This window comes from Azospirillum sp. HJ39 (assembly GCF_041507355.1).
GTDB classification, from domain to species: domain Bacteria; phylum Pseudomonadota; class Alphaproteobacteria; order Azospirillales; family Azospirillaceae; genus Azospirillum; species Azospirillum thiophilum.
Genome location: NZ_CP167911.1, coordinates 7,501 through 32,839 on the forward strand (window position 1 = coordinate 7,501; position 25,339 = coordinate 32,839).

At 68.1% G+C, this 25,339-nt stretch carries 26 protein-coding genes; 16 read left to right on the forward strand and 10 right to left on the reverse strand.

Translation table 11 applies throughout. From position 1 onward, the window contains the following. The first annotated feature begins 154 nt into the window (after positions 1–154). Positions 155–1,273 (forward strand): M23 family metallopeptidase, encoded by a 1,119-nt coding sequence (locus tag ABMY26_RS13455; RefSeq protein ID WP_372397793.1) that lies wholly within the window; start codon positions 155–157, stop codon positions 1,271–1,273. A 24-nt stretch (positions 1,274–1,297) separates the two neighbouring features. Here the strand turns inward: ABMY26_RS13455 and ABMY26_RS13460 are convergent, their stop codons facing one another. The 3 genes from ABMY26_RS13460 to motA form a co-directional block, all read right to left on the reverse strand. Further along, the gene (locus ABMY26_RS13460) at positions 1,298–1,471 is read right to left on the reverse strand and encodes a hypothetical protein (protein WP_158511041.1); all 174 of its coding nucleotides are present in this window, start codon (positions 1,469–1,471) and stop codon (positions 1,298–1,300) included. A gap of 112 nt (positions 1,472–1,583) precedes the next feature. Then, the gene (locus ABMY26_RS13465) at positions 1,584–2,543 is read right to left on the reverse strand and encodes a lipid II:glycine glycyltransferase FemX (protein ID WP_372397794.1); all 960 of its coding nucleotides are present in this window, start codon (positions 2,541–2,543) and stop codon (positions 1,584–1,586) included. 17 nt (positions 2,544–2,560) lie between these two features. Next, positions 2,561–3,421, reverse strand: a complete 861-nt coding sequence (gene motA, locus ABMY26_RS13470) for a flagellar motor stator protein MotA (protein WP_045581253.1) — start codon at positions 3,419–3,421, stop codon at positions 2,561–2,563. Positions 3,422–3,809: 388 nt separating this feature from the next. On the opposite strand from motA, the gene ABMY26_RS13475 reads away from it, so the two are divergent. Continuing rightward, on the forward strand, positions 3,810–4,382 hold the full coding sequence (locus ABMY26_RS13475; RefSeq protein ID WP_372397795.1) for a glutathione peroxidase: 573 nt from the start codon (positions 3,810–3,812) through the stop codon (positions 4,380–4,382). A 28-nt stretch (positions 4,383–4,410) separates the two neighbouring features. Here the strand turns inward: ABMY26_RS13475 and ccmB are convergent, their stop codons facing one another. Then, positions 4,411–5,076 (reverse strand): heme exporter protein CcmB, encoded by a 666-nt coding sequence (gene ccmB / locus ABMY26_RS13480; protein ID WP_045581255.1) that lies wholly within the window; start codon positions 5,074–5,076, stop codon positions 4,411–4,413. Beyond that, complete coding sequence (gene ccmA, locus ABMY26_RS13485) at positions 5,073–5,747, reverse strand: heme ABC exporter ATP-binding protein CcmA (protein ID WP_372397796.1); 675 nt, start codon at positions 5,745–5,747, stop codon at positions 5,073–5,075. The genes ccmB and ccmA overlap by 4 nt, the downstream gene beginning before the upstream one ends. Positions 5,748–6,300: 553 nt before the next feature. Between ccmA and ABMY26_RS13490 the strand changes: the two genes are divergently transcribed. From ABMY26_RS13490 to ABMY26_RS13510, 5 genes are all read left to right on the forward strand, one after another. Then, positions 6,301–7,992, forward strand: a complete 1,692-nt coding sequence (locus ABMY26_RS13490) for a putative transporter (RefSeq protein ID WP_372397797.1) — start codon at positions 6,301–6,303, stop codon at positions 7,990–7,992. Positions 7,993–8,129: 137 nt separating this feature from the next. Next, positions 8,130–8,936, forward strand: coding sequence for an ABC transporter ATP-binding protein (locus ABMY26_RS13495; RefSeq protein ID WP_372397798.1), 807 nt, complete (start codon positions 8,130–8,132; stop codon positions 8,934–8,936). A gap of 85 nt (positions 8,937–9,021) precedes the next feature. Then, the gene (locus tag ABMY26_RS13500; protein ID WP_372397799.1) at positions 9,022–9,873 is read left to right on the forward strand and encodes a lysine/arginine/ornithine ABC transporter substrate-binding protein; all 852 of its coding nucleotides are present in this window, start codon (positions 9,022–9,024) and stop codon (positions 9,871–9,873) included. 142 nt (positions 9,874–10,015) lie between these two features. Then, positions 10,016–10,720, forward strand: a complete 705-nt coding sequence (locus tag ABMY26_RS13505; RefSeq protein ID WP_372397800.1) for an ABC transporter permease — start codon at positions 10,016–10,018, stop codon at positions 10,718–10,720. A 4-nt stretch (positions 10,721–10,724) separates the two neighbouring features. Beyond that, positions 10,725–11,414 (forward strand): ABC transporter permease, encoded by a 690-nt coding sequence (locus tag ABMY26_RS13510; RefSeq protein ID WP_372397801.1) that lies wholly within the window; start codon positions 10,725–10,727, stop codon positions 11,412–11,414. A 68-nt stretch (positions 11,415–11,482) separates the two neighbouring features. On the opposite strand, the gene ABMY26_RS13515 is transcribed toward ABMY26_RS13510, so the two are convergent. Further along, positions 11,483–12,544 carry a penicillin-binding protein activator gene (locus tag ABMY26_RS13515; RefSeq protein WP_372397802.1) on the reverse strand — a complete coding sequence of 354 codons (1,062 nt, stop codon included), beginning with the start codon at positions 12,542–12,544 and terminating at the stop codon, positions 11,483–11,485. 200 nt (positions 12,545–12,744) lie between these two features. Between ABMY26_RS13515 and rsmI the strand changes: the two genes are divergently transcribed. Genes rsmI through gshB form a run of 4 tightly spaced genes read left to right on the forward strand, consistent with a single transcriptional unit; the run spans position 12,745 to position 15,917 of the window. Continuing rightward, positions 12,745–13,692 (forward strand): 16S rRNA (cytidine(1402)-2'-O)-methyltransferase, encoded by a 948-nt coding sequence (rsmI, locus tag ABMY26_RS13520; protein ID WP_372397803.1) that lies wholly within the window; start codon positions 12,745–12,747, stop codon positions 13,690–13,692. Continuing rightward, on the forward strand, positions 13,689–14,057 hold the full coding sequence (locus ABMY26_RS13525; RefSeq protein ID WP_372397804.1) for a YraN family protein: 369 nt from the start codon (positions 13,689–13,691) through the stop codon (positions 14,055–14,057). Before rsmI ends, ABMY26_RS13525 begins: the two co-directional genes overlap by 4 nt. A 16-nt stretch (positions 14,058–14,073) precedes the next feature. Beyond that, on the forward strand, positions 14,074–14,925 hold the full coding sequence (locus ABMY26_RS13530) for a SirB1 family protein (RefSeq protein ID WP_045581262.1): 852 nt from the start codon (positions 14,074–14,076) through the stop codon (positions 14,923–14,925). 44 nt (positions 14,926–14,969) lie between these two features. Continuing rightward, complete coding sequence (gshB, locus tag ABMY26_RS13535; protein ID WP_372397805.1) at positions 14,970–15,917, forward strand: glutathione synthase; 948 nt, start codon at positions 14,970–14,972, stop codon at positions 15,915–15,917. A 103-nt stretch (positions 15,918–16,020) separates the two neighbouring features. Here gshB and ABMY26_RS13540 read toward each other — a convergent pair whose 3' ends face one another. Continuing rightward, entirely contained in the window at positions 16,021–16,890 is an 870-nt protein-coding gene (locus ABMY26_RS13540; RefSeq protein WP_372397806.1) for a LysR family transcriptional regulator, read from the reverse strand. Positions 16,891–17,007: 117 nt separating this feature from the next. Here ABMY26_RS13540 and ABMY26_RS13545 point away from each other — a divergent pair, with 117 nt between their 5' ends. The 3 genes from ABMY26_RS13545 to ABMY26_RS13555 all read left to right on the forward strand — a co-directional run bounded on the left by ABMY26_RS13545 (position 17,008) and on the right by ABMY26_RS13555 (position 19,138). After that, the gene (locus ABMY26_RS13545; protein WP_372397807.1) at positions 17,008–17,376 is read left to right on the forward strand and encodes a cupin domain-containing protein; all 369 of its coding nucleotides are present in this window, start codon (positions 17,008–17,010) and stop codon (positions 17,374–17,376) included. Positions 17,377–17,468: 92 nt separating this feature from the next. Further along, a complete protein-coding gene (gene trpS, locus ABMY26_RS13550; protein WP_045581266.1) occupies positions 17,469–18,467 on the forward strand; it encodes a tryptophan--tRNA ligase in 999 nt (332 codons plus the stop codon). A 14-nt stretch (positions 18,468–18,481) separates the two neighbouring features. Then, complete coding sequence (locus ABMY26_RS13555; protein ID WP_372397808.1) at positions 18,482–19,138, forward strand: pyrrolidone-carboxylate peptidase; 657 nt, start codon at positions 18,482–18,484, stop codon at positions 19,136–19,138. A 9-nt stretch (positions 19,139–19,147) separates the two neighbouring features. On the opposite strand, the gene ABMY26_RS13560 is transcribed toward ABMY26_RS13555, so the two are convergent. Together ABMY26_RS13560 and chrA are read right to left on the reverse strand one after the other, a co-directional pair. After that, the gene (locus ABMY26_RS13560) at positions 19,148–19,522 is read right to left on the reverse strand and encodes a MarR family winged helix-turn-helix transcriptional regulator (protein WP_045581268.1); all 375 of its coding nucleotides are present in this window, start codon (positions 19,520–19,522) and stop codon (positions 19,148–19,150) included. A gap of 806 nt (positions 19,523–20,328) precedes the next feature. Continuing rightward, positions 20,329–21,795: a chromate efflux transporter gene (chrA, locus tag ABMY26_RS13565; RefSeq protein ID WP_372397809.1), complete on the reverse strand. Its 1,467-nt coding sequence runs from the start codon at positions 21,793–21,795 to the stop codon at positions 20,329–20,331. A 254-nt stretch (positions 21,796–22,049) separates the two neighbouring features. On the opposite strand from chrA, the gene ABMY26_RS13570 reads away from it, so the two are divergent. Beyond that, positions 22,050–23,534: an alpha/beta fold hydrolase gene (locus ABMY26_RS13570; RefSeq protein ID WP_372397810.1), complete on the forward strand. Its 1,485-nt coding sequence runs from the start codon at positions 22,050–22,052 to the stop codon at positions 23,532–23,534. 3 nt (positions 23,535–23,537) lie between these two features. Beyond that, positions 23,538–23,780: a helix-hairpin-helix domain-containing protein gene (locus ABMY26_RS13575; RefSeq protein ID WP_372397811.1), complete on the forward strand. Its 243-nt coding sequence runs from the start codon at positions 23,538–23,540 to the stop codon at positions 23,778–23,780. A gap of 4 nt (positions 23,781–23,784) precedes the next feature. Here ABMY26_RS13575 and ABMY26_RS13580 read toward each other — a convergent pair whose 3' ends face one another. Further along, entirely contained in the window at positions 23,785–25,317 is a 1,533-nt protein-coding gene (locus tag ABMY26_RS13580; protein WP_372397812.1) for a YifB family Mg chelatase-like AAA ATPase, read from the reverse strand. Positions 25,318–25,339 lie beyond the last annotated feature (22 nt).

Below are 25,339 nucleotides of genomic sequence, written 5' to 3' on the forward strand. Positions count from 1 at the left end.
GGGGCAACATTCCTATAAGCCGGCGGTCAAACCGAATACGGAAGCGGGAGAGAGTTCCGAACCCACGGATATTCCAGAGACTGCAAAAGCCGATGATGGTCCGGCAGGCCCGATCGACCGCCGCACCCTGTCGATCGGGCGTGGCGACACGCTGATGGATCTTTTGGCCGGGGCGAATGTGCCGGCCAATGATGCCCATGACGCGGTTGCCGCCCTGCGCGACGTCTACAATCCGCGCCGCCTCCAGGTCGGGCAGCGCGTGACCGTTCTGTTCGAGCCGCGCCGCGGCGGTGCCCGCAAGTTCGTCGGTCTGGAATTCGCTCCCGATCCCCTGCGGTCCGTGTCGATCGCGCGCAAGGGCGATGCGGGCTTCACCTCCAGCCAGATCGAGAAGCCGGTGACACGGAAGCCGGTCGCGGCACAGGGCGTCATCCGGTCGAGCCTGTTCGAGGCGGGGGCCCAGGCCGGGGTTCCGATCTCGGTCATGATGGCTTTCATCCAGAACTTCTCCTACGACGTCGACTTCCAGCGCGACCTGCAGCCGGGCGACCGCTTCGAGATCATGTACGAAAAGCTGGTCACCGCCGACGGAACCACAGCCGGCGAGGGAGACCTGCTCTATGCATCGCTGACGCTAAGCGGCGACGACATGCCGATCTACCGCTTCAAGAGCCGCGACGGGCGCATCGACTATTTCAACAATGACGGCGAGAGCATCCGACGCGCCCTGCTGCGCACCCCGGTCGACGGCGCGCGCATCACCTCGGGCTTCGGCATGCGCCGCCACCCGATCCTGGGCTTCAGCAAGATGCACAAGGGCGTGGATTTCGGAGCTCCGGCGGGCACGCCGATCTACGCCGCCGGCCGCGGCACGGTAGAGCTGGCCGAACGCAACAGCTCTTATGGCAACTACATCCGCATCCGCCACAATACCGAGATTTCCACCGCCTATGCCCATATGAGCCGTTTCGCCAAATCGATCCGGCGCGGCGGCCGGGTCGAACAGGGCGATGTCATCGGCTATGTCGGCTCCACCGGACGATCCACCGGGCCGCATCTGCATTACGAAGTGCTGAAGGCCGGGCATCAGGTGAACCCGCGCTCGGTGGACCTGCCGACCGGCGAGAAACTGGAAGGGCGTGAGCTTCAGGCCTTCCAGCAGGCCCGGAAGGCGATCGACAAGCTGTTCGAGGAGAACCGCAGCGGCCTCCAGTTGGCGCGCACCCCGGCGCCGGCGGAAGAAAAAGGCTGCAGCAAAGCCACCAGCTGCTGACGGCGCGCCCCCCGATCAGCTCCGTCAGCTCTGGTTCATGATGTTGCGGAGGGCACCGACAAACTGGCGGGCGGTATGTTCGTCCTCCAGCATCTTCTGCAGCTTCTCGCGGATGACCATCGCCTTGGGACGCTGCTGCATCGCGCGTTCGATGGCGAGATCCGCTTCGCCGGGCTTCAACGGTTCGAGGTCGGACATGACGGACATCCCGTGCTGGTGCCGGAAGTCGGCACTGGGGCAAGGATAGCCGGTTCCGGACCGGCCATCATCAGACAAAGCGCGTTGACGGTATTGCTTGTGCGATCCTGCATCAGCGGTATTGACCGACGGTCTCCACCGCTTCCCCGCCGGTGCCAAGCTTGAACTCGGTGACACCGGGGGCGGTGTCGGGATTGATGCCGCCAAGGTCGAGGGCACGGACCCCGCGCCGCTTCAGTTCCTGCATAGCCCGCCACAGCACCAGTCTCATGGCGCCGCTCTTGCGGCCCGACTCGCTGGCCCAACTGATCTGGCTGGTGGCGCACACGCCATGACGGAAGAACAGGCCGCAGGCGACCGGCGTACGGCCGTCCAGCGCAGTGACCATGACGACGCCATCGTTGCAGCTACCACCCTTGACCATGGCATTGCGCAGACGGACAGCCAGCGGTCCGGTCATCGCGCGGAAGCCTTTATCCCGCGCCTGGTCATGTTCCTGCTTCATCAGCCAGGGAAGATTGTCGGCTTTCCAATCGACATCGAGGACCAGCCCGGCCTTCTCCGCTCCGCGCAGCCGCTGGCGCCAGTCCCGTGCCAGCCCGGTGCGCATCGCCTCTTCGCTGCGGGTCAGGTCGAACCAAACCGTTTGGTAACCGGCGCCGATCTTCTGGAAGCCGCAGCGGGCAAGCAGTGCCTCGCTCTCCAATCCGGCCGGGAGCTCCGGCAACAGGTTGGCGCGGCTGAGTGGCGAGCGCGGGCAGGCACGGCGCAGCCGACGGAACACAGCCTCCAGCATGTCGGGTCCAGGGGTTGCACCATCGAGCCACAGCGGGCCGCGATAGCACTGGCGGTCGTGGAACAGCTTCAGCATGCGGCGGTCGAGCGTCTGCACGACGCCGACCGGCTCGCCGTCTCCACGGATCACGCCCAGGCGCGGGACATGGCCGTAGGTGCGGCCCATGGCGCGGCCATAGGCGAAACTCTGCAACAGGGTGGAGCGCGAAACACGTGCGAACAGTGCGTCCCACTCGCCGACAGTGCCCTCGTTCCAGGAAATGTCGATCTCGGGCATCGAGGGTCCCCGCCGGTTCAGGCCGGCGGCAGGGCGGCGGTCGCCTCTTCCACCTGGGCGAAGGACGGACGGTATTCGGGTTCGAGCACGTTGCGCGCGTACTCCACCGAAATGGCTGGAGCATAACCGGACAGATGCGCGATCAGACCGGTCTTCATCGCGTGATAATATTTGCCCTCGGCATGATAGATGTTCTTCAGGCCGCTGGCGATGGGAGCAAGAAAGCCGTAGGCGACCAGGATGCCGGTGAAGGTGCCGACCAGCGCACCACCGATCAGCTTGCCCAGAACCTCCGGCGGTTCGGTGATCGACCCCATGGTATGAATCACGCCCAGCACCGCGGCCACGATGCCCAGCGCCGGCACCGCGTCGGCCACCGCCTGGATGGCGTCGGCAATGCGCTGGTGTTCGTGGTGCATCGTCTCGATGTCCTCGTCCATCAGGTCGACCAGTTCATGCGGGTTGTCGGCCCCCAGTGACATCAGGCGCAGATAGGTACAAAGGAAAGCGATGGCGTGGTGGTCGCCGTAGAATTTGGGAAACTGCTGGAAGAGCGGCGAGTCTTCCGGCTTCTCGATATGCTGCTCCAGCGCAAGCAGGCCCTTGGTCTTCGCGATCTTGAAGACCTGATACATCATGGTGAGGATTTCCAGGAAATCCTCCTTCTTGTATTTCGGACCCTTGAAGAGGTGGCCGAGCTCCTTGCCCGTATGGGTGACCACGGATTTTGGATTGGCGATGAAGAAGGCACCGGCTGCCGACCCGAGAATGATCAGGAACTCGAACGGCATCCACAGCACGCCCATGTGGCCGCCACCCAGGACGTAGCCGCCGAACACGCTGAAGATCACGATGGCCAATCCGATGATCACGAACATTCGGTTTCTTCCTCCCCCGATACCGGTCACGGACTGCAAGCCGACCCGGCTGACAGATGGCCGGAGATCGATTGAGTTTCCGTGAATCACCCGAACGGCCTAACGCCTTTGCGACAGGCCGCGCGATCCTACCGGGGCGGGCGGGTCCTGTCACGAAAGGACTGGCGACCTAGGGTTTCCAACCAGTTCACGACTGCCGGGCGGGGAAGGCGCGCAGCGGATGGCGGATCGGCAAACAAGGAGGACACGAAAAGGTCACAGACCGGTCAGGCGCCGCATTGCCATCAGCCTGCCCCTTTGTTTCCCCTCCTGATCCGGCAGACACCGGACACCGTATCAGTCATCATATGTGCAAGGATGTCGCGATCCCTCCAGCCGGGCCACTGCCATGACCGTCCGAACCCACCTCCGCACCATCGCCCTGGCGGCGCTCCTCCCCTTGATGGGAGCCGCCTCGGCCATGGCCGCCAGCGCCTACGACTTCACCTTCCAGGGTATCGACGGCCGGCCCCTGCCGCTGTCGCAGTTCGCCGGCAAGACGATCCTGGTGGTCAACACCGCATCCCAGTGCGGATTCACTCCGCAATACAAGGGGCTGGAGGCACTCTGGCAGCGCTACCGCGACCGCGGGCTGGTGGTGGTCGGTGTGCCGTCCGACGATTTCGGCGGGCAGGAGCCGGGGAGCGCCGCGCAGATCAAGGATTTCTGCGAGGTCAACTACAGCATAGACTTTCCGATGACGGACAAGACGGTGGTGTCCGGCGACGGTGCCCACCCCTTCTACCGCTGGGCGGCCGACGAGCTGGGCTTCCTGGCCAAGCCGCGCTGGAACTTCCACAAATACCTGATCGGGCCGGACGGCAAGCTGCAATCCTGGTTCTCGACCATGACCGATCCCGAGTCCGAGAAGGTCCGCGAAGCGATCGAAACGCTGCTGCCGGCGACCGCACCGAAGTCATGACGACGGGACGGGCAACCGGCAATGATCTTCACTCCACCGCCTGCCGCAAGGCCGCTGCACCTGCCCAGGGTGCCAGCGGCAGGGCGGCGGCGAGGATGCCGGCCAGCAACAGCAGGTGCGGGCGCGGGGTCAGCCCGTTGATCGCCGCGTCGATGGCGCCGGCACCGAAGATCAGCACCGGGATGTAGAGCGGCAGGATCAGCAGCGACAGCAGCACGCCACCGCGCCGCGCGCCCAGGGTCAACGCCGCGCCGATGGCGCCGATCAGGCTGAGGATCGGTGTGCCCAGCGTCAGCGTCAGCACCAGCACGCCGAACCCTTCCGCATCCATGTTAAGCAGCACCGCCAGCAACGGGGCGGCGACGATCAGCGGCACGCCGGTGACCAGCCAATGGGCCAGGGTCTTGGCCAGTACCGCCGCTTCCAGCGGCAGGGAGGAGAGCGAAAGGAGTTCCAGCGAGCCGTCCTCGTAATCGGTCTGGAACAACCGTTCCAGCGACAGGAGGGAGGCGAGCAGCGCCGACACCCAGATCACGCCGGCGGCGATCCGGGCAAGGATGTTCGGCTCCGGCCCGACGCCGAAGGGGAACAGAACCACACACAGCACGAAGAACATGACGGCGATGGTGGCGTCCGACCCCTGGCGCAGCGCCAGCCGCAGGTCGCGTGCGACCAGACGCAGGAAACGGCTCATGCAGCGGCCCCCTCTTCCTCTTCGTGCCCGTCCCCTTCGTCGGCATAGGGGGTGAAATCGTCCAGATGCAGAGCCTCGCCGCCGGGGGTGGCGATGTCGGTGTGGGTCGAGAGCACCACCATGCCGCCTTGGGCGCGGTGTTCGGCGATCAACCCCTCGAACTGGGCAATGGCCGCGCGGTCGAGCGCCACGGTCGGCTCGTCCAGCAGCCACAGCGCCGCCGGTGCGGCCAACAGCCGCGCCAGATTCAGCCGCCGCTTCTGCCCGGCCGACAGGTAGCGCCCCGGCACCGCGGCGATGTGCGGCACCCCCAGCCGCTCGAGAGCCGTCCGGGCATTGGCCGCCGGATCCCCGGCCCCCGCCAGCGCCGCCCAGAAGGCGAGATTCTCCGCCGCCGTCAGCACCGGCTTCACTGCGTCGAGATGGCCGACATACTGCACCCGCGCCCGGTGACCGTCGGGATCGTCGGCGATCGAGCCCCCATCCCAGCCGAGCGTGCCGTGCAGGGGCTTCAGCAGTCCGGCCATCACCCGCAACAGGCTGGATTTGCCGCTGCCGTTGGGGCCGAGCAGCACCAGCGCCCCGCCGGGGGCGACGCTAAACTCCAGCCCGGTGAAGACCAGCCGGTCGCCACGCAGGCAGGTCAGCTCGGATCCGGCGAAGACGGGCATGGCTACGGGTCGCGCTTCCGGTTGAGGGAGGCGCTGCTATAGCACAAGGCGGCACGAAAGCCGGAGCAAGAATGGCGTCTTCATAGCCACGACTCCGGGCGGACAAAGGAGCGGACAAAGAAAAGGCCACCGCGAGGGGGTTCTCGCGGTGGCCTCGTGCCCGGCCGGGTCCGGCTGGGCGATGCTCTGTAGAACGACCCCCGCTTCACCGCAGCAACAACGTTAGGGGAGACGTCGTGCGCGACCTAATGGGGCCGGTTGCTTGAGAACCCATTTTATGGAAGAAAATGGCAAAATTTGGATGGGGTTCGAGCGATCGGACATCGTCTCCGCTGATAAGACCGCTCCCCCGACAGCACCGTCCCATGCGTGCACTGCAGCACCGGGTGCCGCGATTGTCACGGCTGGACGGGCAACGATTGTTCTGAATCAACGCCTTCGCTCCACCGATCGCGCATCTTCACGCCGTCTTTCCCCGGTCCCCCGGGGATGCGGCACGCTGCTCGGGGCGTGCCGGCGACATGCCAAATTGTGTCCAGGAAGCGAGTTCGCCATGTCGGCCTTTGCAGACATCCTCCAGGCCATGCCGCCGATCGCGCGCGTGGTCCTCATGCTCGGTCTCGTCTCGGCGGCCGGGGTGGCGCTCGGCCATGTGAAGATCCGGGGGGTCGGGCTCGGCATCGGCGGGGTGCTGTTCGCGGGCATCGCCGGCGGCCATGTCGCCAAGCAGGCCGGCATCGCCTTCAATCCGGAGATGATGGACTTCATCCGCGATTTCGGGCTGATCCTGTTCGTCTATACCATCGGCATCCAGGTCGGTCCCGGCTTCTTCGCGGCGCTTCGCCGCACCGGGCTGGCGCTGAACGGCCTGGCGCTGCTGATGGTGGTGTCCAGCATCCTGCTGACCGCGGTGCTGGTGGGATCGGGAGCATTGTCGCTGGGCTCCTCGCTGGGGGTGTTCGCCGGTGCGGTGACCAACGCCCCGGCGCTGGCCGCCACCCAGCAGGTGCTGACCGAGGTCGGGGCCGATGCCGCGGTGATGGCCCTGCCAGGCCTCGCCTTCGCCGTCACCTACCCGTTCGGCATCGCCGGCAACCTGCTGGCGATGGCCGCCGTCCGCATCCTGTTCCGCATCGACCCCGAGGCGGAGGCCCGCCGGTTCGAGGAGTGCCGCCGTGCCGAGGTGTCGACGCTGGAAACCATGGATCTGGCCGTGCGCAACCCGGACCTCGCCGGCAGGCCGCTGGGCTCCCTCACGCTGATGGGACGCCTGATGTGCGACCAGGGCGTCGTCGCCTCGCGCCTGCTGCGCGACGGCGTGCTGTGCGTGCCGCGCCCCGACACCCTGCTGAGGCTGGGCGACGTGCTGCACGTCGTCGGGCCGCGGCCGAAGCTGGAGCAGGCGCGCGCCCTGCTGGGACAGGAGTTCGACCGGCCGCTGACCACCAAGGGCACCGACCTGAAGTGGGAGCGCATCGTCGTCACCAACAGCGCCGTGCTGGGCAAGTCGATCGCCGCCCTGAACCTGCAGGAGGCACATGATGTCGTGGTGAGCCGCGTCAACCGGTCGGGCGTGGAGCTGGTGCCGACCCCGGCGCTGAAGCTGCAGTTCGGCGACATCCTGACGGTGATCGGCCGGCCGGAGAGCCTTGCCGCCGTCGGAAAGGTCTTCGGCAACTCGTCCCGCCGGCTGCAGCAGGTCGAGATGATCCCGATGTTCCTCGGCATCGCGCTCGGGGCGGCGCTGGGTGCCATCCCGATCTTCCTGCCGGGGATGCCGGCGCCCCTGCGCCTGGGTCTGGCCGGCGGGCCGCTGATCGTCGCGCTGATCCTGGGCCGCATCGGCCATGTCGGGCCGCTGGTGTGGTTCATGCCGCCCGCCGCCAACCTGGCGCTGCGCGAGATCGGCATCGTGCTGTTCCTGGCGGTGCTGGGCATCGCGTCGGGCGACCGCTTCGTCGCCACGCTGGCCAGCGGCGCCGGCTGGCCCTGGATGCTCTGGGGCGTGCTGGTGACGCTGGTGCCGCTGCTGCTGACCGGGCTGATCGCGCGCGGGCTGATGAAGCTGAATTTCCTGACCATCTGCGGCGTGCTGGCCGGGGCGCAGACCAACCCGCCGGGGCTGGCCTATGCCAACGCGCTGGTCGCGTCGGAGGCGCCGGCGCTGGCCTATGCCACAGTCTACCCGCTGGCGATGTGCCTGCGCATCCTGGGACCGCAGATCCTGGTACTATTGTTATGGTGACGGAGCATTTTCCGACACAAGCGGCACAACGTGCACGCGGTGTGAAATCCGCGTTGCGGAACCCATACGCCCCGGTCTAGCCTGTGCCGCAATGGTCAGACCATGGCCCGCCACCACAACCCAGCCGGTTCCTGCGCATGCATCGACACCCGCCCGTCAGTGAGTCCGCCCCCGCCGCCGTCGTCGTGGAGGGGTTGCACAAGCGGTTCGGCGAGCTGGAGGTGCTGAAGGGCGTTTCGCTGACCGCGCGGGAAGGCGACGTCATCACCCTGATCGGCTCGTCCGGCTCGGGCAAGAGCACGCTGCTCCGCTGCATCAACATGCTGGAGATCCCCGACGAGGGGCGCGTCGTCATCGGCGGCGAGTCCATCGGGCTGAAGAAGGCCCGCGGCGGCCGCACCGTTCCCGCCGACAGCCGGCAGGTCGAGCGCATCCGCACCCGGCTGGGCATGGTGTTCCAGAGCTTCAACCTCTGGACCCACATGACGATCCTGGAAAACGTGATCGAGGCGCCGGTGCATGTGCTTGGCGTGCCGAAGGCGGAGGCCGTCGACCGCGCCCGCGGGCTGCTGGACAAGGTCGGCATCCTGGCCAAGGCCGACGCCTACCCGGTCCAGCTGTCGGGCGGGCAGCAGCAGCGCGCGGCCATCGCGCGGGCGCTCGCCATGCAGCCCAAGGTGATGCTGTTCGACGAGCCGACCTCGGCGCTCGACCCGGAGCTGGTCGGCGAGGTGCTGCGCGTCATCCGCCAGCTGGCGGACGAAGGCAACACGATGATCCTGGTGACGCACGAGATGGGCTTCGCCCGCGAGGTGGCGTCCAAGGTGGTTTTCCTGCACCAGGGGCGGATCGAGGAGGAGGGGTCACCCGACAAGGTGCTGACCAACCCCGACTCGGACCGGGTGCGGCAGTTCCTCTCGCGCCATCTGTCCGGCGCGGCGTGAGGGGACGAGGCAGAGGGCAGGACCGGACCGTCAGAAACAGCCCGGCCCCGGCAGGGGCCAAAGAACGGGCGAACCGAACAGAGGAGTGTGTTCCTTGAAGAAGATCGTTTCGGCCCTGGCGCTCGGCGCCATGATGGCCGTTGCCGCCGCCGGCGCCGCCGGTGCGAAGGAGTGGAAGACGGTCCGCATCGCCAGCGAGGGCGCCTATCCTCCGTGGAACGCCACCGACACCTCTGGCAAGCTGATCGGTTTCGAGGTCGAGCTCGCCAATGACCTGTGCAAGCGCATGAAGGTCACCTGCGAGTATGTGGCCCAGGACTGGGACGGCATCATTCCGGCCCTGCAGCAGGGCAAGTACGACGCCATCATGTCGGCGATGACCATCACCGACGAGCGCAAGAAGGTCATCGACTTCTCGGTCCCCTACGGCACCGAACCGTCGGTCTTCGCCGTGCTGACCAGCTCGCCGCTGGCCAAGGCGCTGAACCTGGGCGCCGAGCGCGTCGACCTGAACGACCAGGGCAAGGCGAAGCCGACGCTGGACAAGCTGGCCGAAGTGCTGAAGGGCAAGGCGGTCGGCGTCCAGGTGTCGACCATCCAGGCCGATTTCATGGACAAGCATCTGTCGAAGGTGACCATGCGCACCTACGACAAGATCGACAATGCCGGCATCGACCTCACGTCCGGCCGCGTCGACGCCATGCTGGGCGACCGCTCGGTCGTCGAGGCGGTGGTCAAGACCGACCCGACCAAGATGGTCATCGTCGGCCCGAACTTCATCGGCGGCGTGATCGGCGAGGGCATGGGCGTCGGCCTGCGCAAGGACAGCGCCGACCTGAAGGCGATGTTCGACAAGGCGATCGCCGAGGCGCTGAAGGACGGCACCGTCAAGAAGCTCAGCACCCAGCATTTCGGCTACGACATCTCGCCCAAGTAAGACGGACCTCCGGTCCATCCACGCGACCGAACGGCGCCCGGAGGCCTTGGCGGCAACCGGGCGCCAATCGTTCGTCGACCCTGTTCGCTGACCCCGTACGGCCGGCCCCAGCCGCGCCCGGCGGGCCTTACCGGGCGTGCCAATGCTGGAACTCCTTTCCTTCGGTCCCAACGGCTGGGGCGGCCAGCTTCTGCTGGGAACCGCGATGACGGTCGCGGTCGCCGTGTCGGCCTTCGCCTTCGGCATCCTCGTCGGATCGCTCGGCGCGTCGGCCAAGCTCAGCCACAGCATTACGCTGAACGCACTCGCCGACGTCTACACCACGGTGGTGCGCGGCATTCCCGAACTGCTGGTCATCTACCTGCTGTTCTTCGGCGGCAGCGGCGTGGCGACCTCCATCGCGGTCGCCTTCGGCTATGACGGGCGGGTGGATCTGAACGCCTTCACCATCGGCGTGCTGGCAGTCGGCCTGATCTCCGGCGCCTATTCGACCGAGGTGATCCGCGGCGCGGTGCAATCGGTCCCCTTCGGCCAGATCGAGGCGGGGCGTGCCTGCGGGATGAGCCGCTGGCTGATCCTGCGCCGGGTGCTGGTGCCGCAGACGCTGCGCTACGCCCTGCCCGGCCTGGGCAATGTCTGGCAGCTGACGCTGAAGGACACCGCGCTGGTGTCGGTGACGGCGCTGGCCGAGCTGATGCGCGTGACCCATCTGGCCGCCGGCGCGACGCGCGAGCCCTTCCTGTTCTACAGCGCCGCCGCGGTGCTGTACCTGCTGCTGACCACCGTTTCCACGGCGCTGTTCACCCGCGCCGAGCTGTCCGCCAACCGCGGCGTCCGGAGGGCCTGAAGCCATGAACTGGCAACTGATGTGGGACAGCCTGCCCCGCATGCTCGGCGGGCTGTCGCTGACGCTGCAGCTGATCGTGGGATCGCTGGCGCTGGGCGCCCTGGTCGCCTTCGCCGTGGCGCTGCTGCGGCTGTCGGGCAACCGCGTGGTGGAGACGCTGGCCACGGCCTATGTCTTCGTCTTCCGCGGCACGCCGCTGCTGGTGCAGATCTTCCTGGTCTATTACGGGCTGGGCCAGTTCGAGTTCATCCGCGACAGCATCCTCTGGCCCATCCTGCGCGAGCCCTACTGGTGCGCCATCCTGGCGCTGACGCTGAACACCGGCGCCTACACCAGCGAGGTGCTGCGCGGCGCGATCCTGTCGGTGCCGCAGGGACAGGTGGAGGCGGCGCGCGCCTGCGGCATGTCCCGGGCGCTGGCCTTCCGCCGCATCGTGCTGCCGGTGGCGATCCGCCAGATGCTGCCGGCCTACGGCAACGAGGTGATCCTGATGGTGAAGGCGACCTCGCTGGCCAGCACCATCACGCTGATGGAGGTCACCGGCATCGCCCGGCGCATGATCGCCCAGACCTTCGCGGTCTTCGAGCTGTTCATCGTCGCCGGGGCGATCTATCTGGTGCTGAACTTCGTCGCGACCCGCCTGATCAAATACGCCGAATGGCGCCTGACCCCCTATCTGCGGGCGCGGGCGTAAGTAAGGATAGCGCTGCAACAGCCCTCTCCCGGCTCTCCCGGCGGAGAGCCCTAGGAGGGGCGTCATCCTTACTGCCCCAGCATCTCGAAGCTCGGCGGGGCCGGGTCGACGATGCGGGCGCCGGTGGGAGTGATCTCCAGCACCGCGAGGCCACGTTCGACCATGCCGTCGGCGCGCAGGCGGAACAGGCCGTCCAGCCCCTCGAAACCATTGGGATTGGTCATCGCCATCCGGTCGAAGGGCACCGGGCCGCCGGCCCGGCTCAGCACCGCGGCGATGGAGGTCGCATCATAGGCCAGCGTCGCGATGCGCGGCGGCTTGCGGCCGTAGACCTGCTCGAACTGCGATTCGAAACGGGCGCGGGTCTGCGGGGCCGGGGCGGCATACCAGGCGCCGACCAGCGCCGGCTCCTGTCCCAGGGCGCCTTGCGACGTATCGTCCCACAGGCCGGTGCCCAGCAGCTTGACCTGCTGCGGCTGCACGCCGTTGGCGGCCAGCGCCTGGGCGATGCCCTGGGCGCGCTGCCCGCCCTCCGCCAGCATGACCGCCTGCGGCTGCGGCGTTTCCTGCGCCACCTGCTTGGCGGGGACCGACAGGTCGGCAACGGCCGGATCGTAGCGCTCGACCTGCGTGGTCATCGCCCCCAGACGCGGGGCCACAGCCTGCATGGCATTGACCACCGCGTCGCCATAGGGGGAACGCGGCGCCAGCACGGTGAAGCGGGTCGCCCCCCGCGACCGGGCAAGGCCGGCGACGCGGCTGACCTGATCGGCGGGGACGAATCCCATCACATAGGTGCCGTTGCCGGCCTGGGTGGCGTCGTTGGTGAAGGCCAGCACGTCGACGCCGGCATTCTGGGCGATCGGCCGCACCGCGGCGACGTCGGCGGCGAACAGCGGGCCGATGATCAGACGGGCACCCTCGGCCAGCGCCTGCCGGGCCGCGTCGGCGGCGCCGTTCGGCGTGCCCTTGGTGTCGCGCGGCATCAGCTGAAGCTGGTCGCCGGCCATGTCGAACAGCGCCATCTGGGCGGCATCCAGCATCGCCTGGCCGATGGCCGCGCTCTGCCCGCTGAGCGGCACCAGGACAGCGACCTTGACCGGGCCCTGCACCTCCGGCAGGGGAGCCACCGGAGCGGGGACCGGTTGCGGCGCTTGTGCCACCCGCGGCGGCGCGCTTACAGTCGAACAAGCCGACAACAGGCCGGCGACCAGCAAGGCTGCCACGCCGTGACGTTTCAGACCCTGTGAGAAAGCTGTTGCCAAGCGTGCCACCAATCGTCTCCACATCTGCTGAAACAGCCGCCGAACCCGAAAGCGAGGCCCAGGGCATGGCCGGACAAGGCATGGCCGAAGGCGAGCCCACGGGCGGCGCGGACCAAAGTGGCGCTCAAGGTAGCCCCCTCGCCGCGCCAAGTAAACTCGCACCAAGTAAACTCAAAGGGGGCCTCCATGTCGTCGCCACCCCGATCGGAAACGCCGCGGACATCACGCTGAGGGCGCTCGACGCGCTGAAGCGGGCCGACGCCATCGCCTGCGAGGACACGCGCGTCACCGCCAAGCTGATGGGCATCCACGGCATCCACACCCCCTTCGTCTCCTACCACGAGCACAACGCCGCAAAGATGCGTCCGATCCTGATCGAGCGTATGAAAAAGGGCGAGGCCATCGCGCTGGTCACCGACGCCGGCACGCCGCTGGTCTCCGACCCCGGCTACAAGCTGGTGCGGGAGTGCGTGGCGGAGGGGGTGGCGGTGACCACGCTGCCCGGCGCCTCGGCCCCGCTGGTGGCGCTGGTGCTGTCCGGCCTGCCGACCGACCGTTTCCTGTTCGCCGGCTTCCTGCCGAACAAGAGCAGCGCACGTCGCGCCACCGCCGGCGAGTTGAAGGGCGTGCCCGCCACGCTGGTCTTCTTCGAATCGCCGCAGCGTCTGCCGGACTCGCTGGTCGACCTCGCCGACATCCTGGGTCCGCGCGAGGCCGCCGTCGCCCGCGAACTGACCAAATTCTATGAAGAGGTGCGGCGCGGCACCCTCCCCGAGCTGGCTGCCCATTATGCCGAGGCCGGCCCGCCGCGCGGCGAGGTGGTGGTGGTGATCGGCCCGCCGGGGGCGGAGGCGACGCCGGGCGAGGCCGACGTCGACACCCTGCTGCGCGAGGCGCTGACCCGCCTGTCGGTGCGCGATGCCGCCGCCGACGTCGCCGCGCGCACCGGCCAGCATAAGCGCACGGTCTATGCCCGCGCCCTTGAAATGTCGCGTGAGGAGAGGGGAAAATGACCGGCCTGGATGCGCGGCGCCTGCGTGCCGAAAGCCTGGGCCGCCGGGCGGAGGCGCTGTGCCGCCTGTCGCTGCGGCTGCGAGGCTACCGCATCCTGGCCAGTCGCCTGCGCACGCCCATGGGGGAGATCGACATCGTGGCGAGGCGCGGCAAGTCCATCGCCATCGTCGAGGTGAAGGCGAGAGATGACTGGGACACCGCGAACGAGGCGCTGAACGCCCGACAGCGCGGCCGGCTGGCCCGCGCCGCCCATGCCTTCCTGGGCGCAAACCCGCAATATGCCGGCTATGTCTTGCGCTTCGACGTGATGCTGGTTACCCCTTGGGCCTGGCCCCGTCATCTCGTCGACGCCTGGCGGCTCTAGGGGCGGATCTGAGAGGATGACAGCCTTGAGCAACCGCGCGGAAGCCCGCGAGATCCTTCGCCTCATCGGCGACCAGCCCGACGACGAGATCGATCTGGCCGAAGCCGCACTGGCGCTGGGCGCGCTGGAGCTGCCGAATGCCGACCTCGCGCCCTACCGCGCCCACATCAAGGCCATCGTCGACGACCTTGCCGCCCGCGTATCGCAGACAGACGCGGCGGACGACAGCCTGGACAGACGCATCGGCCACCTGCACGCGGTGATCGGCGGGCGCCATGGCTATTCCGGCGATCACGACACCTACGACGACCTGCAGAACGCCAACCTGCTGCGGGTGATCGACCGCCGGCGCGGCCTGCCGGTCGCCCTGGGCATCCTCTACATGCATGCCGCCCGGTCGCAGGGCTGGCCGATGGTCGGGCTGAACTTCCCCGGCCATTTCCTGACCCGCATCGAGAAGGACGGCGCGCGCGCCATCATCGACCCCTTCAACGAGGGCCAGACCCGCAGCGTCGTCGACCTGCGCGACCTGCTGAAGGCCACCGCCGGCAGCGCGGCGGAGCTGGAGCCCGGCCATTACCGGCCGGTGTCGAACCGCGACGTCCTGCTGCGCCTGCAGAACAACATCAAGCTGCGCCATCTCTCGGCGCACGAGGTGCCCAAGGCGCTGGAGGTGCTGGAGGCGATGCGGCTGTTCGCCCCGCACGAACCGGCGCTGTGGCGCGAAACCGGCCTGCTGGAAGCCCATGCCGGCAAGCTGAAGGATGCCATCACCGCGCTGGAGACCTTCATGGCGCTGACCGCCGACGAGCATCACCGGCACCAGACCGCCTCGCTGATCCAGCAGCTGAAGAACCGCCTGAACTAACGTGTCATAATCTGACTGCCCCATCGGGGGACCGGAGACCCGTCATGAGCCTCGCCGTCGCGTTCCAGATGGACCCCATCGAGTCGATCAACATCGACACCGATTCCAGTTTCATGATGGCGTTGGAGGCGCAGAAGCGCGGCCATCGCCTGTACCACTACCAGCCCCGCGACCTGATCCTGACCGGCAACCGGCTCACCGCCCGTGTGCGCGAGATGACGGTCGTGCGCCAGCGCGGCGCCCATTACACGCTGGGCGAATCGGTGGCGACCGACCTGTCGACGATGGACGTCATCCTGCTGCGGCAGGACCCGCCGTTCGACATGGCCTACATCACCTCCACCCATCTGCTGGAGCATGTGCAGCCCAAGGTCCTGGTGGTCAACGATCCGGCCGAGGTACGCAACGCCCCGGAAAAGCTGTTCATCACCAAGTTCCCCGACCTGATGCCGCCGACGCTGATCACCAGCGACAAGCAGGCCATCCTGGACTTCCGGGCGGAGCACAAGGACATCATCGTCAAGCCGCTGTTCGGCAACGGCGGCGCCGGCGTCTTCCACCTGAAGCCGGACGACGAGAATCTGGGCTCGCTGCTGGAGATGTTCACCCAGCTCTACCGCGAGCCGGTGATCGTCCAGCGCTATCTGCCGGAGATCCGCCAGGGCGACAAGCGCATCATCCTGATCGACGGCGAACCGGCCGGCGCCGTCAGCCGCATGCCGCTGGAGGGCGAGGCCCGCGCCAACTTCCATGCCGGCGGCAGCGCCAGGAAGACCGAGCTGACCGCGCGCGAGCGCGAAATGTGCGCCGCCATCGGCCCGGTGCTGCGCGAGAAGGGCCTGGTCTTCGTCGGCATCGACGTGATCGGCGACTATATGACCGAAATCAACGTCACCTCCCCCACCGGCATCCAGGAGATCAACCGGCTGAACGGCGTCCAGCTGGAATCCCTGCTGTGGGACGCCATCGAGCGCCGCCGCGCGGATAAGTAAGGATGCGCCGTCGCGCGGGGAAGTAAGGATACCCCGCCGCGCGGGACGGTAGGAAAAGCACCGTCGCGCGAAAGCATGACGCGCGGAATGGAAGGGCGGCCGGTCAGGCCGCCCGCCTGGACCGGACGAAGGCGTCGCGGATGTGGCGAACCAGTTCAGCCGCCGCCAGCGAGGGCGGGCGGGCCGGCTGGTGCAGGGTCACGGCGAAGGACGGCAGATCGGGAAGACCGCTGTCCGGCGGCAGGATGTCCAGGTCGGACGGTACGGTGAAGGCCAGCCAGGCCGACACGGCGAGATCCATCCGCACGGTGGCGAAGGTGGCGTCGAGCCCGCCATTCTCGAACATGCTGCGCCAGTCCCGCCCCTGTCGGCGCAGCGCCGCCATCACCGCCGGCCGGAAGACGCAGGTTTCCACCACCAGTGACAGCGGCAGCGGGGTCGACCTATGGGCGCTGCCGCCGCGGGCGCCGACCCAAACCAGACGATCGGTCATCAGATGCTCGCCGCGCGCCGTCTCCACCGGCTCCTCGACCACCGCCAGATCGAGGTCGCCGTCAGCGATGCGGGCCGCCAGCTCGGGCGACGACCCGCAGATGAGCGACAGCTCGACCTGCGGACAGGCAGCGGCGAAGCTCCGCAGCATCGGGGCGATGCTGGGAGCGACCAGATCGTAGGGAACGCCGATCCGCACCGGCCCATCGACCGCCCCGCCGGTGATGTCGGCCCAGATTTCGTCGTTCAGCGCCAGCAACCGGCGGGATTTTCCCAACAGCCGTTCCCCCAGTGCCGTCGGGCGCAGGCCGCCGCGGTCGCGGACGAACAGGGGGCCGCCTGCCAGCGCCTCGAGCCGCGCGATCTGCTGGCTGACCGCCCCCTGGGTCAGGTTCAGGATCTGGGCGGCGGCCGTCATGCTGCCACGGTCGGCGACCGCGGCGAAGCTGCGCAGCAGAGTGGTGTCGAGATTGCGAGCCATGCCGTCATTATCATCCGTAATGTTGTGCATCTCCACTATTAGTTTCCATCGAGGATGCTCCGGCGCTATCCCGGTCCCACCCACACCGCAGCCATCCTGGACCGGAGGAAGCCCCGCATGATCCCCGCCGTCAGCATCGACGCCGCGCTCGCCGCCCTGACCGACCACTGGTCGCCCAAGGTTGTCGCCCGGGTGAACGACCAGTATGTGAAGGTTGCCAAGCTGAAGGGCGAATTCGTCTGGCACCGCCACGACGACGAGGACGAACTGTTCCAGCTCGTCCGCGGCCGGCTACGCATCCAGTTCGAGGACGGCAGTGAAACGCTGCTGTCGCCGGGCGAGCTGTGCGTGATCCCGCGTGGTGTGATGCACCGCCCGGTTGCCGACGAGGAGTGTGCGGTCCTGCTGATCGAGACGGTGACGACGAAGCACACCGGCGATGTCGAGACGCCGATGACCCGTTCCATCGCCGAACAGCTGGCCTGACGGCGGGCGCGGCTGCGGCGCACCGTGCCTTGACCGGCGGACTTCGGGGGGCGATAACTGCCGCCTCCCAGAGTTTTCGAGCGAGACCACCCGTGAACCGCATTTTCTCCGGCATGCAGCCGACCCGGCAGCTTCACCTCGGCAACTATCTGGGGGCGCTGCGCAACTGGGTGGAACTGCAGAACAGCTACGAGTGCATCTTCTGCGTCGTCGATCTGCACGCGCTGACCATCGACCAGGATCCGGAGGTCCTGCGCAACAACATCCGCGAGGTCGCCGCGGCCTACATCGCCGCCGGCATCGACCCGGAAAAGAACATCCTGTTCAACCAGTCGGTGGTTTCAGCCCATGCCGAGCTGGGTTGGATCCTGTCCTGCCACACGCCGCTCGGCTGGCTGAACCGCATGACGCAGTTCAAGGAAAAGGCCGGCAAGCAGAAGGACATGGCGAACCTCGGCCTCTACGCCTATCCGACGCTGATGGCCGCCGACATCCTGCTGTACAAGGCGACCCATGTGCCGGTGGGCGAAGACCAGAAGCAGCATCTGGAATTGGCGCGCGACATCGCCGGTGCCTTCAACCGCCGCTATGAGACCGACTTCTTCCCGCTGCCCGAGCCGCAGATCCTGGGCGAGGCGACACGGGTGATGAGCCTGCGCGATGGAAAGAAGAAGATGTCGAAGTCGGACGAGTCCGAATATTCGCGCATCAACATGACCGACGACGCCGACACCATCGCGCAGAAGATCCGCAAGGCGAAGACCGACCCGGAACCCCTGCCGGAAACCGTCACCGAGCTGGAAGCCCGGCCGGAAGCCGACAACCTCGTCACCATCTACGGTGCGCTGGCCGGTCAGTCGCGCGAACAGGTTCTGGCGCAGTTCGCCGGTTCCCAATTCTCCGATTTCAAGAAATCGCTGGTCGACCTGTCGGTGGACAAGCTGGCGCCGATCACCACCCGTATGAAGGAACTGCTGTCCGACAAGGCGGAGATCGACCGCCTGCTGAAGACGGGCGGCGAGCGCGCGGCAGCCATAGCGGAGAGGAACCTGAACGACGTGAAGGACATCATCGGCCTGTTGCGGCCCTGAAGGACGGTATCGGCGTGACGGCTCCCATCCTGCTCACCGGTTTCCAGCCGTTCGGAGCACTTCCGGACGGCGAACCGGGCCCGGCACCGGACCATCCCTGGAGGTCCGACCCGACCACCCTCCTGATGGAGCGGCTGGCCGGCGAGCCGGGAGTCGTCACCGCCTCGCTTCCCCCGCTCTACGACGCCTGCGGCGACGCCTTCGCCGGGTTGCTGGCGGAACACCGTCCGCTGGCGGCGCTCAGCTTCGCCTGTCTGGAATCGAGCGACTTCATCCGGCTGGAACGGCTGGCCTGGAACCGCGACGAAAGCCCGCTGCCGGATGCCGCCGGCACCGTGCGCGAGGCTGCCGACATCGTGCCGGACGGACCGACCGCCTATGGCAGCACCCTGCCGGCGCCGCGGGTGATACGGGAACTGTCGATGGCCGGGTTGCCGGTGACCTTCGGCGACTTTTCCGGCGGCTTCCTCGGCAACCATCTGTTCTACCGGGCGCGGCACATCATCGAGAGCGCCGACCTGGACGTTCCTTACGGCTTCTTCCACATGCCGCCGCTGCCGGAACGCGGGGCGGAGTTGCGGCGCTTCGGCGGTCTGTCGATGGAGCGGCAGGAATTGGCAGTGCGCACTCTTGTGAGAATGCTGCGCACGGCACTGGCCGGAGTCGCTTGAAGGAGGAAGTCAGGCCGTCCTGGCGGACCGGCGCTGGTCGGGCGGGTTCACGATGGCGCGCAGCGCGTCCAGGAACTCACGGCCCTTGTCGGTCAGGGTGACGATCTTGCGGCGGCGCTCGCGCGGGTCTTCCTGCGCCTGCACCAGATCGAGGCCGGCCTTGCCGAAGCTGTGCCAGCGGCTGAGCGCCGCGACGTTGCGCGACGCGGAGGATTGGGCGATGCCCAGGCGTTCCGCCAGTTCGCCGATGGAAATGCCTTCGCTCTGCGCGATGGTCATGAAACTCAGCGCATACTGGATGGGCAGGTCGGGGTCGAGCTTGCGGAACGCCTCAAGCACCTGGACGACGGTGAGAACCTCGTCGTGACGGACGCGGGCCGGCATTCAGCGGCTCTCCGCGGCGTCATGCGCTATGCAGCGCGGGAGGGTGGTCCCCAGCGGGCCGGTGTGTAGATGACGTTCAGGCGTCCAAGCCATAGGATGACTTCCCCGTTTTCCCGCCGCAGGTCGAAGGACCCGGCCGGCGATGCCCAGCGGGCGTGTTCAACGAAGAGACGGTGACCGCAAAAGCCCAGAAAGACACACATGGGATCCTCTCGTTATCCTGAATTCGCGTTCGAAGAATGCGCAAAGCGTAAGAATCGGTTGTGCCGGGGTGCGATTGGCGGCCTGATGGGTGACATGCATGGCCGGATCGCCCGATCGGCGGGTCCAGGCAGTGGCTACGATGGATTTCATCGAAACTCTCCAGTGGTTGGGTGATGCCGACGCTTTCATGCCGGCGGATCCGGTATCGCCGCTCAGCGATACGGTTGCAAGGTCAAAAATGTCCGCGCGTCCGATAGGTTCCGATCGCGGATGCAAAAAGGCGACAGGCGGGGTGCGGGCACGCCCCCCTCCCCGTCCGACGGCTCCCTGTCCGTCAATCCGATGTCGCGCCGCAGATGCCCGCACAGGCTGCCCGGTCCGGGCACTGCGCCGGAATCGAGCCATCGCCTCCGCAATGCGGTCCACAAGGTGGGCATGGTCTGCTCCTCTCCAAGGCAGGAGGACCGAACAGCCGGACCTCCAAAGAGGAATAATTCCGTATCCGGATATGTTCCGTCAAGCCGTCCATGACGAAGCCGGCGACATTGCAGCGGCCATCGGTCGATGCGCTTCACAAACGCAAGGGATTCGACCGGAGAGGTTCAGGCCATGACGCGCAGCAGCAGCCCGGCCAGCGAGCACAGCAGCAACACCGGAACCATCCCGAGCTTGAAGCGGAACACCGCCAGCACCGCAGCCACGGTGAGCAGCGCCGCTGCCGGATCGAGCGAAGACGGCACTGGAACCTCCAGCCGGAGGCCGGACGCCGACACCGGGCGCAGCTGATGGAACAGCACATGCGTTCCGAACCAGAGCGCCAGATTGAGGATCACCCCGACCACCGCGGCGGTGACCGCGGTCAGCGCCGCCGACAGCGCCCGGTTGTCGCGCAACGCCTCGATGTAGGGAGCGCCCAGAAAGATCCACAGGAAGCAGGGGACGAAGGTGACCCAGGTGGTGAGCAGCCCGGCCAGCGTGCCGGCCAGCAGCGGCGGCAGGCTGCCGGGATCGCGGAAGGCGGCGAGAAAGCCCACGAACTGGACCACCATGATCAGCGGACCGGGCGTGGTTTCCGCCATGCCCAGTCCGTCGAGCATCTCGCCCGGCCGCAGCCAGCCATGGATATCGACCGCCTGCTGAGCGACATAGGCCAGCACGGCATAGGCGCCGCCGAAGGTCACGACCGCCATCTGGGAAAAGAACAGGGCGACACGGCTGTAGACGTTCGCCGGACCGAGGACGAGCAGCAGCGCCGCCACCGGGACCAGCCAAAGCGCCAGACAGACGCCGGACACCCGCAGTGACCGGGCGAGGTTTGGGCGGGCATGCGCCGGCATGTCCGTCCCGAGCAGGGAGTCGGCATCCGCGACAGTGTGGGCGAAGCTGGCATGGCCGCCTCCGCCCCGGAACGCCGGCAGGCCGAGCCGCCCGCCGATATATCCCACCGCGCCGGCCACGGCGATGATCAGTGGAAAGGGAATGTCGAACAGGAAGATCGCCAGGAAAGCGGCTGCGGCAATGCCGAGCATGACGCCGTTCCGCAACGCCCGCGCGCCCACCCGGATCACCGCCTGCACGACGATCGCCAGCACCGCCGCCTTCAGGCCGAAGAACAGCCCTTCGACGGCCGGGACAGCACCGAACAGCACGTAGATCCAGCTCAACGCCATGATGGCGGCCATGCCCGGCAGCACGAACAGGATACCCGCGATCAACCCGCCGACCGTGCGGTGCATCAGCCAGCCGATGTAGATGGCAAGTTGCTGCGCCTCGGGACCCGGCAGCAGCATGCAGTAATTGAGCGCGTGCAGAAAACGCTCCTCGCCGATCCAACGTTTTTCCTCAACGACGATGCGATGCATCACCGCGATCTGCCCGGCCGGGCCGCCGAAGCTGAGCGCAGCAATCCGTGCCCACACCCGCGTCGCCTCGCCCAAACCGACCCGCGGGCCGACCACCCCCGCACCGACCCCCAAGCCACTCGCCAAGTCACTCGCCAGGTCACCCCCATGCCGGCCGTTCGGCTCCCCGGATGCGGCCGTACCCGAACAGGCCTTCGCTTCGGTCATGGCGAACCTCTGTCGTTGCGCATCTTGCGGAAATACTCATAGAGGTTCCAAGCCCGCTCCGCCCCTGTGGTAAATCGGCACCGCTCCCGCACCGTTTCGCCACAGGTCCGGGCTTCGGCCGGCATCTCTGGACAAGCAGGGGGCCGGTCGGTCAAACAGGTCCATCCGCGGTACTCCGTCCATCAGTCTCCGAGTCGCCCGTGCCCCACCCTTTCCTCTTCGCGCGGTCCATGCAGGCAGGCTCCGCCCGTCGGATGCTGGCGGCCCTGCTGATGGCCGCTGCGACGGTGACGGGGACAGGCGCGGCACCCGCCGCCGCGGAAACCCGCTTCACCCCCGGTCCCTGCTGGTTCACCGTGCCGGAGGGCGAGGCGGCACTGTGCGGTACGGTGGCGGTGGCGGAACGACGCGACCGCCCCAACAGCCGCAGCCTGCGCCTGCCGGTCGCCGTGCTGCTGAGCACCGCGCGCCAGCCCGCCCCCGACCCGGTGCTGTTCCTGGAGGGCGGCCCCGGCGCCTCCCCCTTCGGCAGCGGCGAGGCGACGGAGGAGCGGATGGAGGTCTGGTGGGAATTGTCCGCCCCCTTCCGCCGCACCCGCAACCTGATCCTGTTCGACCCGCGCGGCGTCGGCCGGGCGGAACCCGACACCGACTGCCCCGAACTCGACGCCGCCGGCGCCACCCGCCGGACCCGGCCGGTGACGCGCGAGCAGCGGGCGGCGGCGGAGCGCACGGCGGTCGCCGCCTGCGCTGCGCGTCTGGGTGCCGCCGGGCTGGACGGCACCCAATTCTCCACCCCCGTCGCCGCGGAGGACGCGCTCGACGTCGTCACCGCGCTGGGCGCCCAACGCGTCAACCTGTTCGCGGTGTCCTACGGCACGCGGGTCGGGCTGGAGATCCTGCGGCGCCAGGGCACCCGGGTGCGGACCGCGGTGTTCGACAGCGTCTATCCGCCCGACGTCAACGCGCAGGAGGAGACGGCTTGGCTGGCCCAGCGCGCCTATCGCCGGCTGTTCGACGACTGCGCCGCCAACCGCGGCTGCCGCTCCTCCTTTCCCGACCTGGAAAAGCGCTTCCTCGATCTGGTGGAGCGGCTGGACCGCAACCCGGTCGACCTCGTCGTCGGCGACCACGAGACGCGCCGTGCCCTGCGGCTGAGCGGCGGCTCGGCCATTGCCGCCGGGCTCGAGGCGATGGCGATCAGCGAGGCGGTCCCCACCGTGCCGGCGATGATCGACAGCGCCATCCGCGGCCAGTATGCGGCGATGGCCGAATGGGCGCCGACCAACTGGCTGGGCGATCCCGAGATCGCCGACGGGCTGGCCTTCTCCGTGGAGTGCCGTGAGTCGGTGAACCCGGCCGAACCGGCCAAGCGTGCCGATGGCGCCCGTCGTTTCCCGCCCTACGGGATCGTCGCCGTCGACGATCCCGGCCAGCGCGTCTGCCGCCTTTGGCCGGCCGGCCACCAGGAACCGGCCGAACGCCTGCCGGTCGCCAGCCCGGTGCCGGTGCTGCTGTTGTCCGGCGCCTACGACCCGGTCACCCCGCCGGACTGGGGCGACCGCGCCGCGGCCACCCTGCCCAAGAGCCGCCATCTGGTCTTCCGCGCCGCCAGCCACATCGTCACCTCCAGCGAGGACTGCGCTCTGGCCGCTGCGGTGAATTTCGTCGAGCAGGAATCGATCCCGGCGACCGTGTGTCCGGGTGCGGCAAGGCCGCCGGTATTCGAGAGGCCCTGACCGATGCCGTTTTCCAGCGAAGAGCGCGCACGTCTGCTGTCCGTCAAGGGGGTCGGCCCGAAAGTGGTCGAACGCCTCGAACAGCTGGGCATTCACGATCTGGCGACGCTGGCCCGCCGGGATGCGGCGGAAATCTGTTCAGCGGTGTCAGACGGTATCGGCAGCAGTTGCTGGAAGAACAGCCCGCAGGCTCGTAACGCCATTCAAGCGGCGATCCTGATGGCCGCGGCCGATCGCGGCATCTGACCGCTCACCGCCCCGGCGCGATCCGCCGGTAACTCAGCGCCTCGGCGATGTGCCGGCGCCTCACCCCTTCCACGCCGTCCAGGTCGGCCAGCGTGCGCCCGACCCTCATCACCCGGTGATAGCCGCGGGCCGACAGCTTCAGCCGCTCCGCCGCCTCGGTCAGCAGGGCACGGCCGGAGGCGTCCGGGGAGGCGACCTTTTCCAGCAGCTCGCCGTCGGCTTCCGCATTCGTCCGCACCACGCGGCCGGCCGGATAGGGGCCGAAGCCGCCGTAGCGCTCCGCCTGGATGGCGCGGGCGACGGCGACGCGGGCGGCGATGTCGGCGCTGCCCTCCGCCGGGGGCGGCAGGCTGAGATCCGCGGGACTGACCGCTGGAACGTCGATGTGCAGGTCGATGCGGTCGAACAGCGGGCCGCTGATTTTCGACTGATAGTCGGCCGCGCATTTCGGCGCGCGGGCGCAGGCGAGCGAGGCGTCGTCGAGATGGCCGCAACGGCAGGGATTCATCGCCGCCACCAGTTGCACCCGTGCCGGATAGGTGACGTGGTGGTTGGCTCGGCTGACCACCGACTTTCCCGTCTCCAGCGGCTGGCGCAGCGCCTCCAGCAGCGGACGCGGGAACTCCGGCAGCTCGTCGAGAAAGAGAACGCCTTGGTGGGCGAGGGAGATCTCGCCCGGTTTGGCCCGTGTGCCGCCGCCGACCAGCGCCGGCAGGCTGGCTGACTGGTGCGGTGCCCGGTAGGGGCGCTGGCGCAGAAGCCGCCCACCCTCCAGCAGGCCGCCGACGCTGTGGATCATCGACACCTCAAGCGCCTCCGCCGGATCGAGCGGCGGCAACAGTCCCGGCAGGCGGGCGGCCAGCATGGACTTGCCCGAGCCGGGCGGTCCGATCATCAGCAGGTTGTGCGACCCGGCGGCGGCGACCTCCAACGCGCGCTTGGCGGTCTCGTTGCCCTTGACGTCGCGCAGGTCGGGCGGCGGCGCCTCCTGTTCCTGCATGCGCGGCTTGGGCGGCGTCAGCACCTGGGTGCCCTTGAAATGGTTGATCAGCGCCAGCAGGTTGACCGGCGCCAGCACGTCGAGGTCGGGACCGGCCCAGGCCGCTTCCCCGCCGCAGGCGGCCGGGCAGATAAGGCCGCGGTCGTTGGCCAGCGCGTCGATGGCGGCGGGCAGGACCCCCGCCACCGGGGTCAGGGTGCCATCCAGCGCCAGTTCGCCCAGCGCGGCATAGCGGGCGATCTCCACATCCGGCAGCACGCCCATCACGGTCAGCAGGCCGAGCGCGATGGGCAGGTCGAAATGGCTGCCCTCCTTCAGCACGTCGGCAGGGGCGAGGTTGACGGTGATGCGCTTGGCCGGCAGCGCCAACCCCAGCGCATGCAGCGCGGCGCGCACCCGCTCCCGGCTTTCCCCGACCGCCTTGTCCGGCAGGCCGACGATGGTGAAGGCGACGATTCCCCCGGACATCTGGACCTGGACGTCGATCCCCAGCACCTCGATGCCCTGGAACGCCACCGTGTTGACGCGCGCAACCAAAACCGCACTCCGATGAAGACGC

Bases quoted from the DNA above. Each gene is read 5' to 3' on its own strand.
- gshB (WP_372397805.1), top strand. From the start codon at position 14,970: ATGAGCCTCGCCGTCGCGTTCCAGATGGACCCCATCGAGTCGATCAAC.
- ABMY26_RS13575 (WP_372397811.1), top strand. From the start codon at position 23,538: ATGCCGTTTTCCAGCGAAGAGCGCGCACGTCTGCTGTCCGTCAAGGGG.
- ABMY26_RS13545 (WP_372397807.1), top strand. From the start codon at position 17,008: ATGATCCCCGCCGTCAGCATCGACGCCGCGCTCGCCGCCCTGACCGAC.
- ABMY26_RS13465 (WP_372397794.1), bottom strand. From the start codon at position 2,543: ATGCCCGAGATCGACATTTCCTGGAACGAGGGCACTGTCGGCGAGTGG.
- ABMY26_RS13525 (WP_372397804.1), top strand. From the start codon at position 13,689: ATGACCGGCCTGGATGCGCGGCGCCTGCGTGCCGAAAGCCTGGGCCGC.
- ccmA (WP_372397796.1), bottom strand. From the start codon at position 5,747: ATGCCCGTCTTCGCCGGATCCGAGCTGACCTGCCTGCGTGGCGACCGG.
- ABMY26_RS13560 (WP_045581268.1), bottom strand. From the start codon at position 19,522: ATGCCGGCCCGCGTCCGTCACGACGAGGTTCTCACCGTCGTCCAGGTG.
- ccmB (WP_045581255.1), bottom strand. From the start codon at position 5,076: ATGAGCCGTTTCCTGCGTCTGGTCGCACGCGACCTGCGGCTGGCGCTG.
- ABMY26_RS13570 (WP_372397810.1), top strand. From the start codon at position 22,050: ATGCTGGCGGCCCTGCTGATGGCCGCTGCGACGGTGACGGGGACAGGC.
- ABMY26_RS13460 (WP_158511041.1), bottom strand. From the start codon at position 1,471: ATGTCCGACCTCGAACCGTTGAAGCCCGGCGAAGCGGATCTCGCCATC.
- ABMY26_RS13530 (WP_045581262.1), top strand. From the start codon at position 14,074: ATGACAGCCTTGAGCAACCGCGCGGAAGCCCGCGAGATCCTTCGCCTC.
- ABMY26_RS13475 (WP_372397795.1), top strand. From the start codon at position 3,810: ATGACCGTCCGAACCCACCTCCGCACCATCGCCCTGGCGGCGCTCCTC.
- ABMY26_RS13490 (WP_372397797.1), top strand. From the start codon at position 6,301: ATGTCGGCCTTTGCAGACATCCTCCAGGCCATGCCGCCGATCGCGCGC.
- ABMY26_RS13455 (WP_372397793.1), top strand. From the start codon at position 155: ATGGATCTTTTGGCCGGGGCGAATGTGCCGGCCAATGATGCCCATGAC.
- ABMY26_RS13495 (WP_372397798.1), top strand. From the start codon at position 8,130: ATGCATCGACACCCGCCCGTCAGTGAGTCCGCCCCCGCCGCCGTCGTC.
- chrA (WP_372397809.1), bottom strand. From the start codon at position 21,795: ATGACCGAAGCGAAGGCCTGTTCGGGTACGGCCGCATCCGGGGAGCCG.
- ABMY26_RS13505 (WP_372397800.1), top strand. From the start codon at position 10,016: ATGCTGGAACTCCTTTCCTTCGGTCCCAACGGCTGGGGCGGCCAGCTT.
- motA (WP_045581253.1), bottom strand. From the start codon at position 3,421: ATGTTCGTGATCATCGGATTGGCCATCGTGATCTTCAGCGTGTTCGGC.
- rsmI (WP_372397803.1), top strand. From the start codon at position 12,745: ATGGCCGGACAAGGCATGGCCGAAGGCGAGCCCACGGGCGGCGCGGAC.
- ABMY26_RS13540 (WP_372397806.1), bottom strand. From the start codon at position 16,890: ATGGCTCGCAATCTCGACACCACTCTGCTGCGCAGCTTCGCCGCGGTC.
- ABMY26_RS13510 (WP_372397801.1), top strand. From the start codon at position 10,725: ATGAACTGGCAACTGATGTGGGACAGCCTGCCCCGCATGCTCGGCGGG.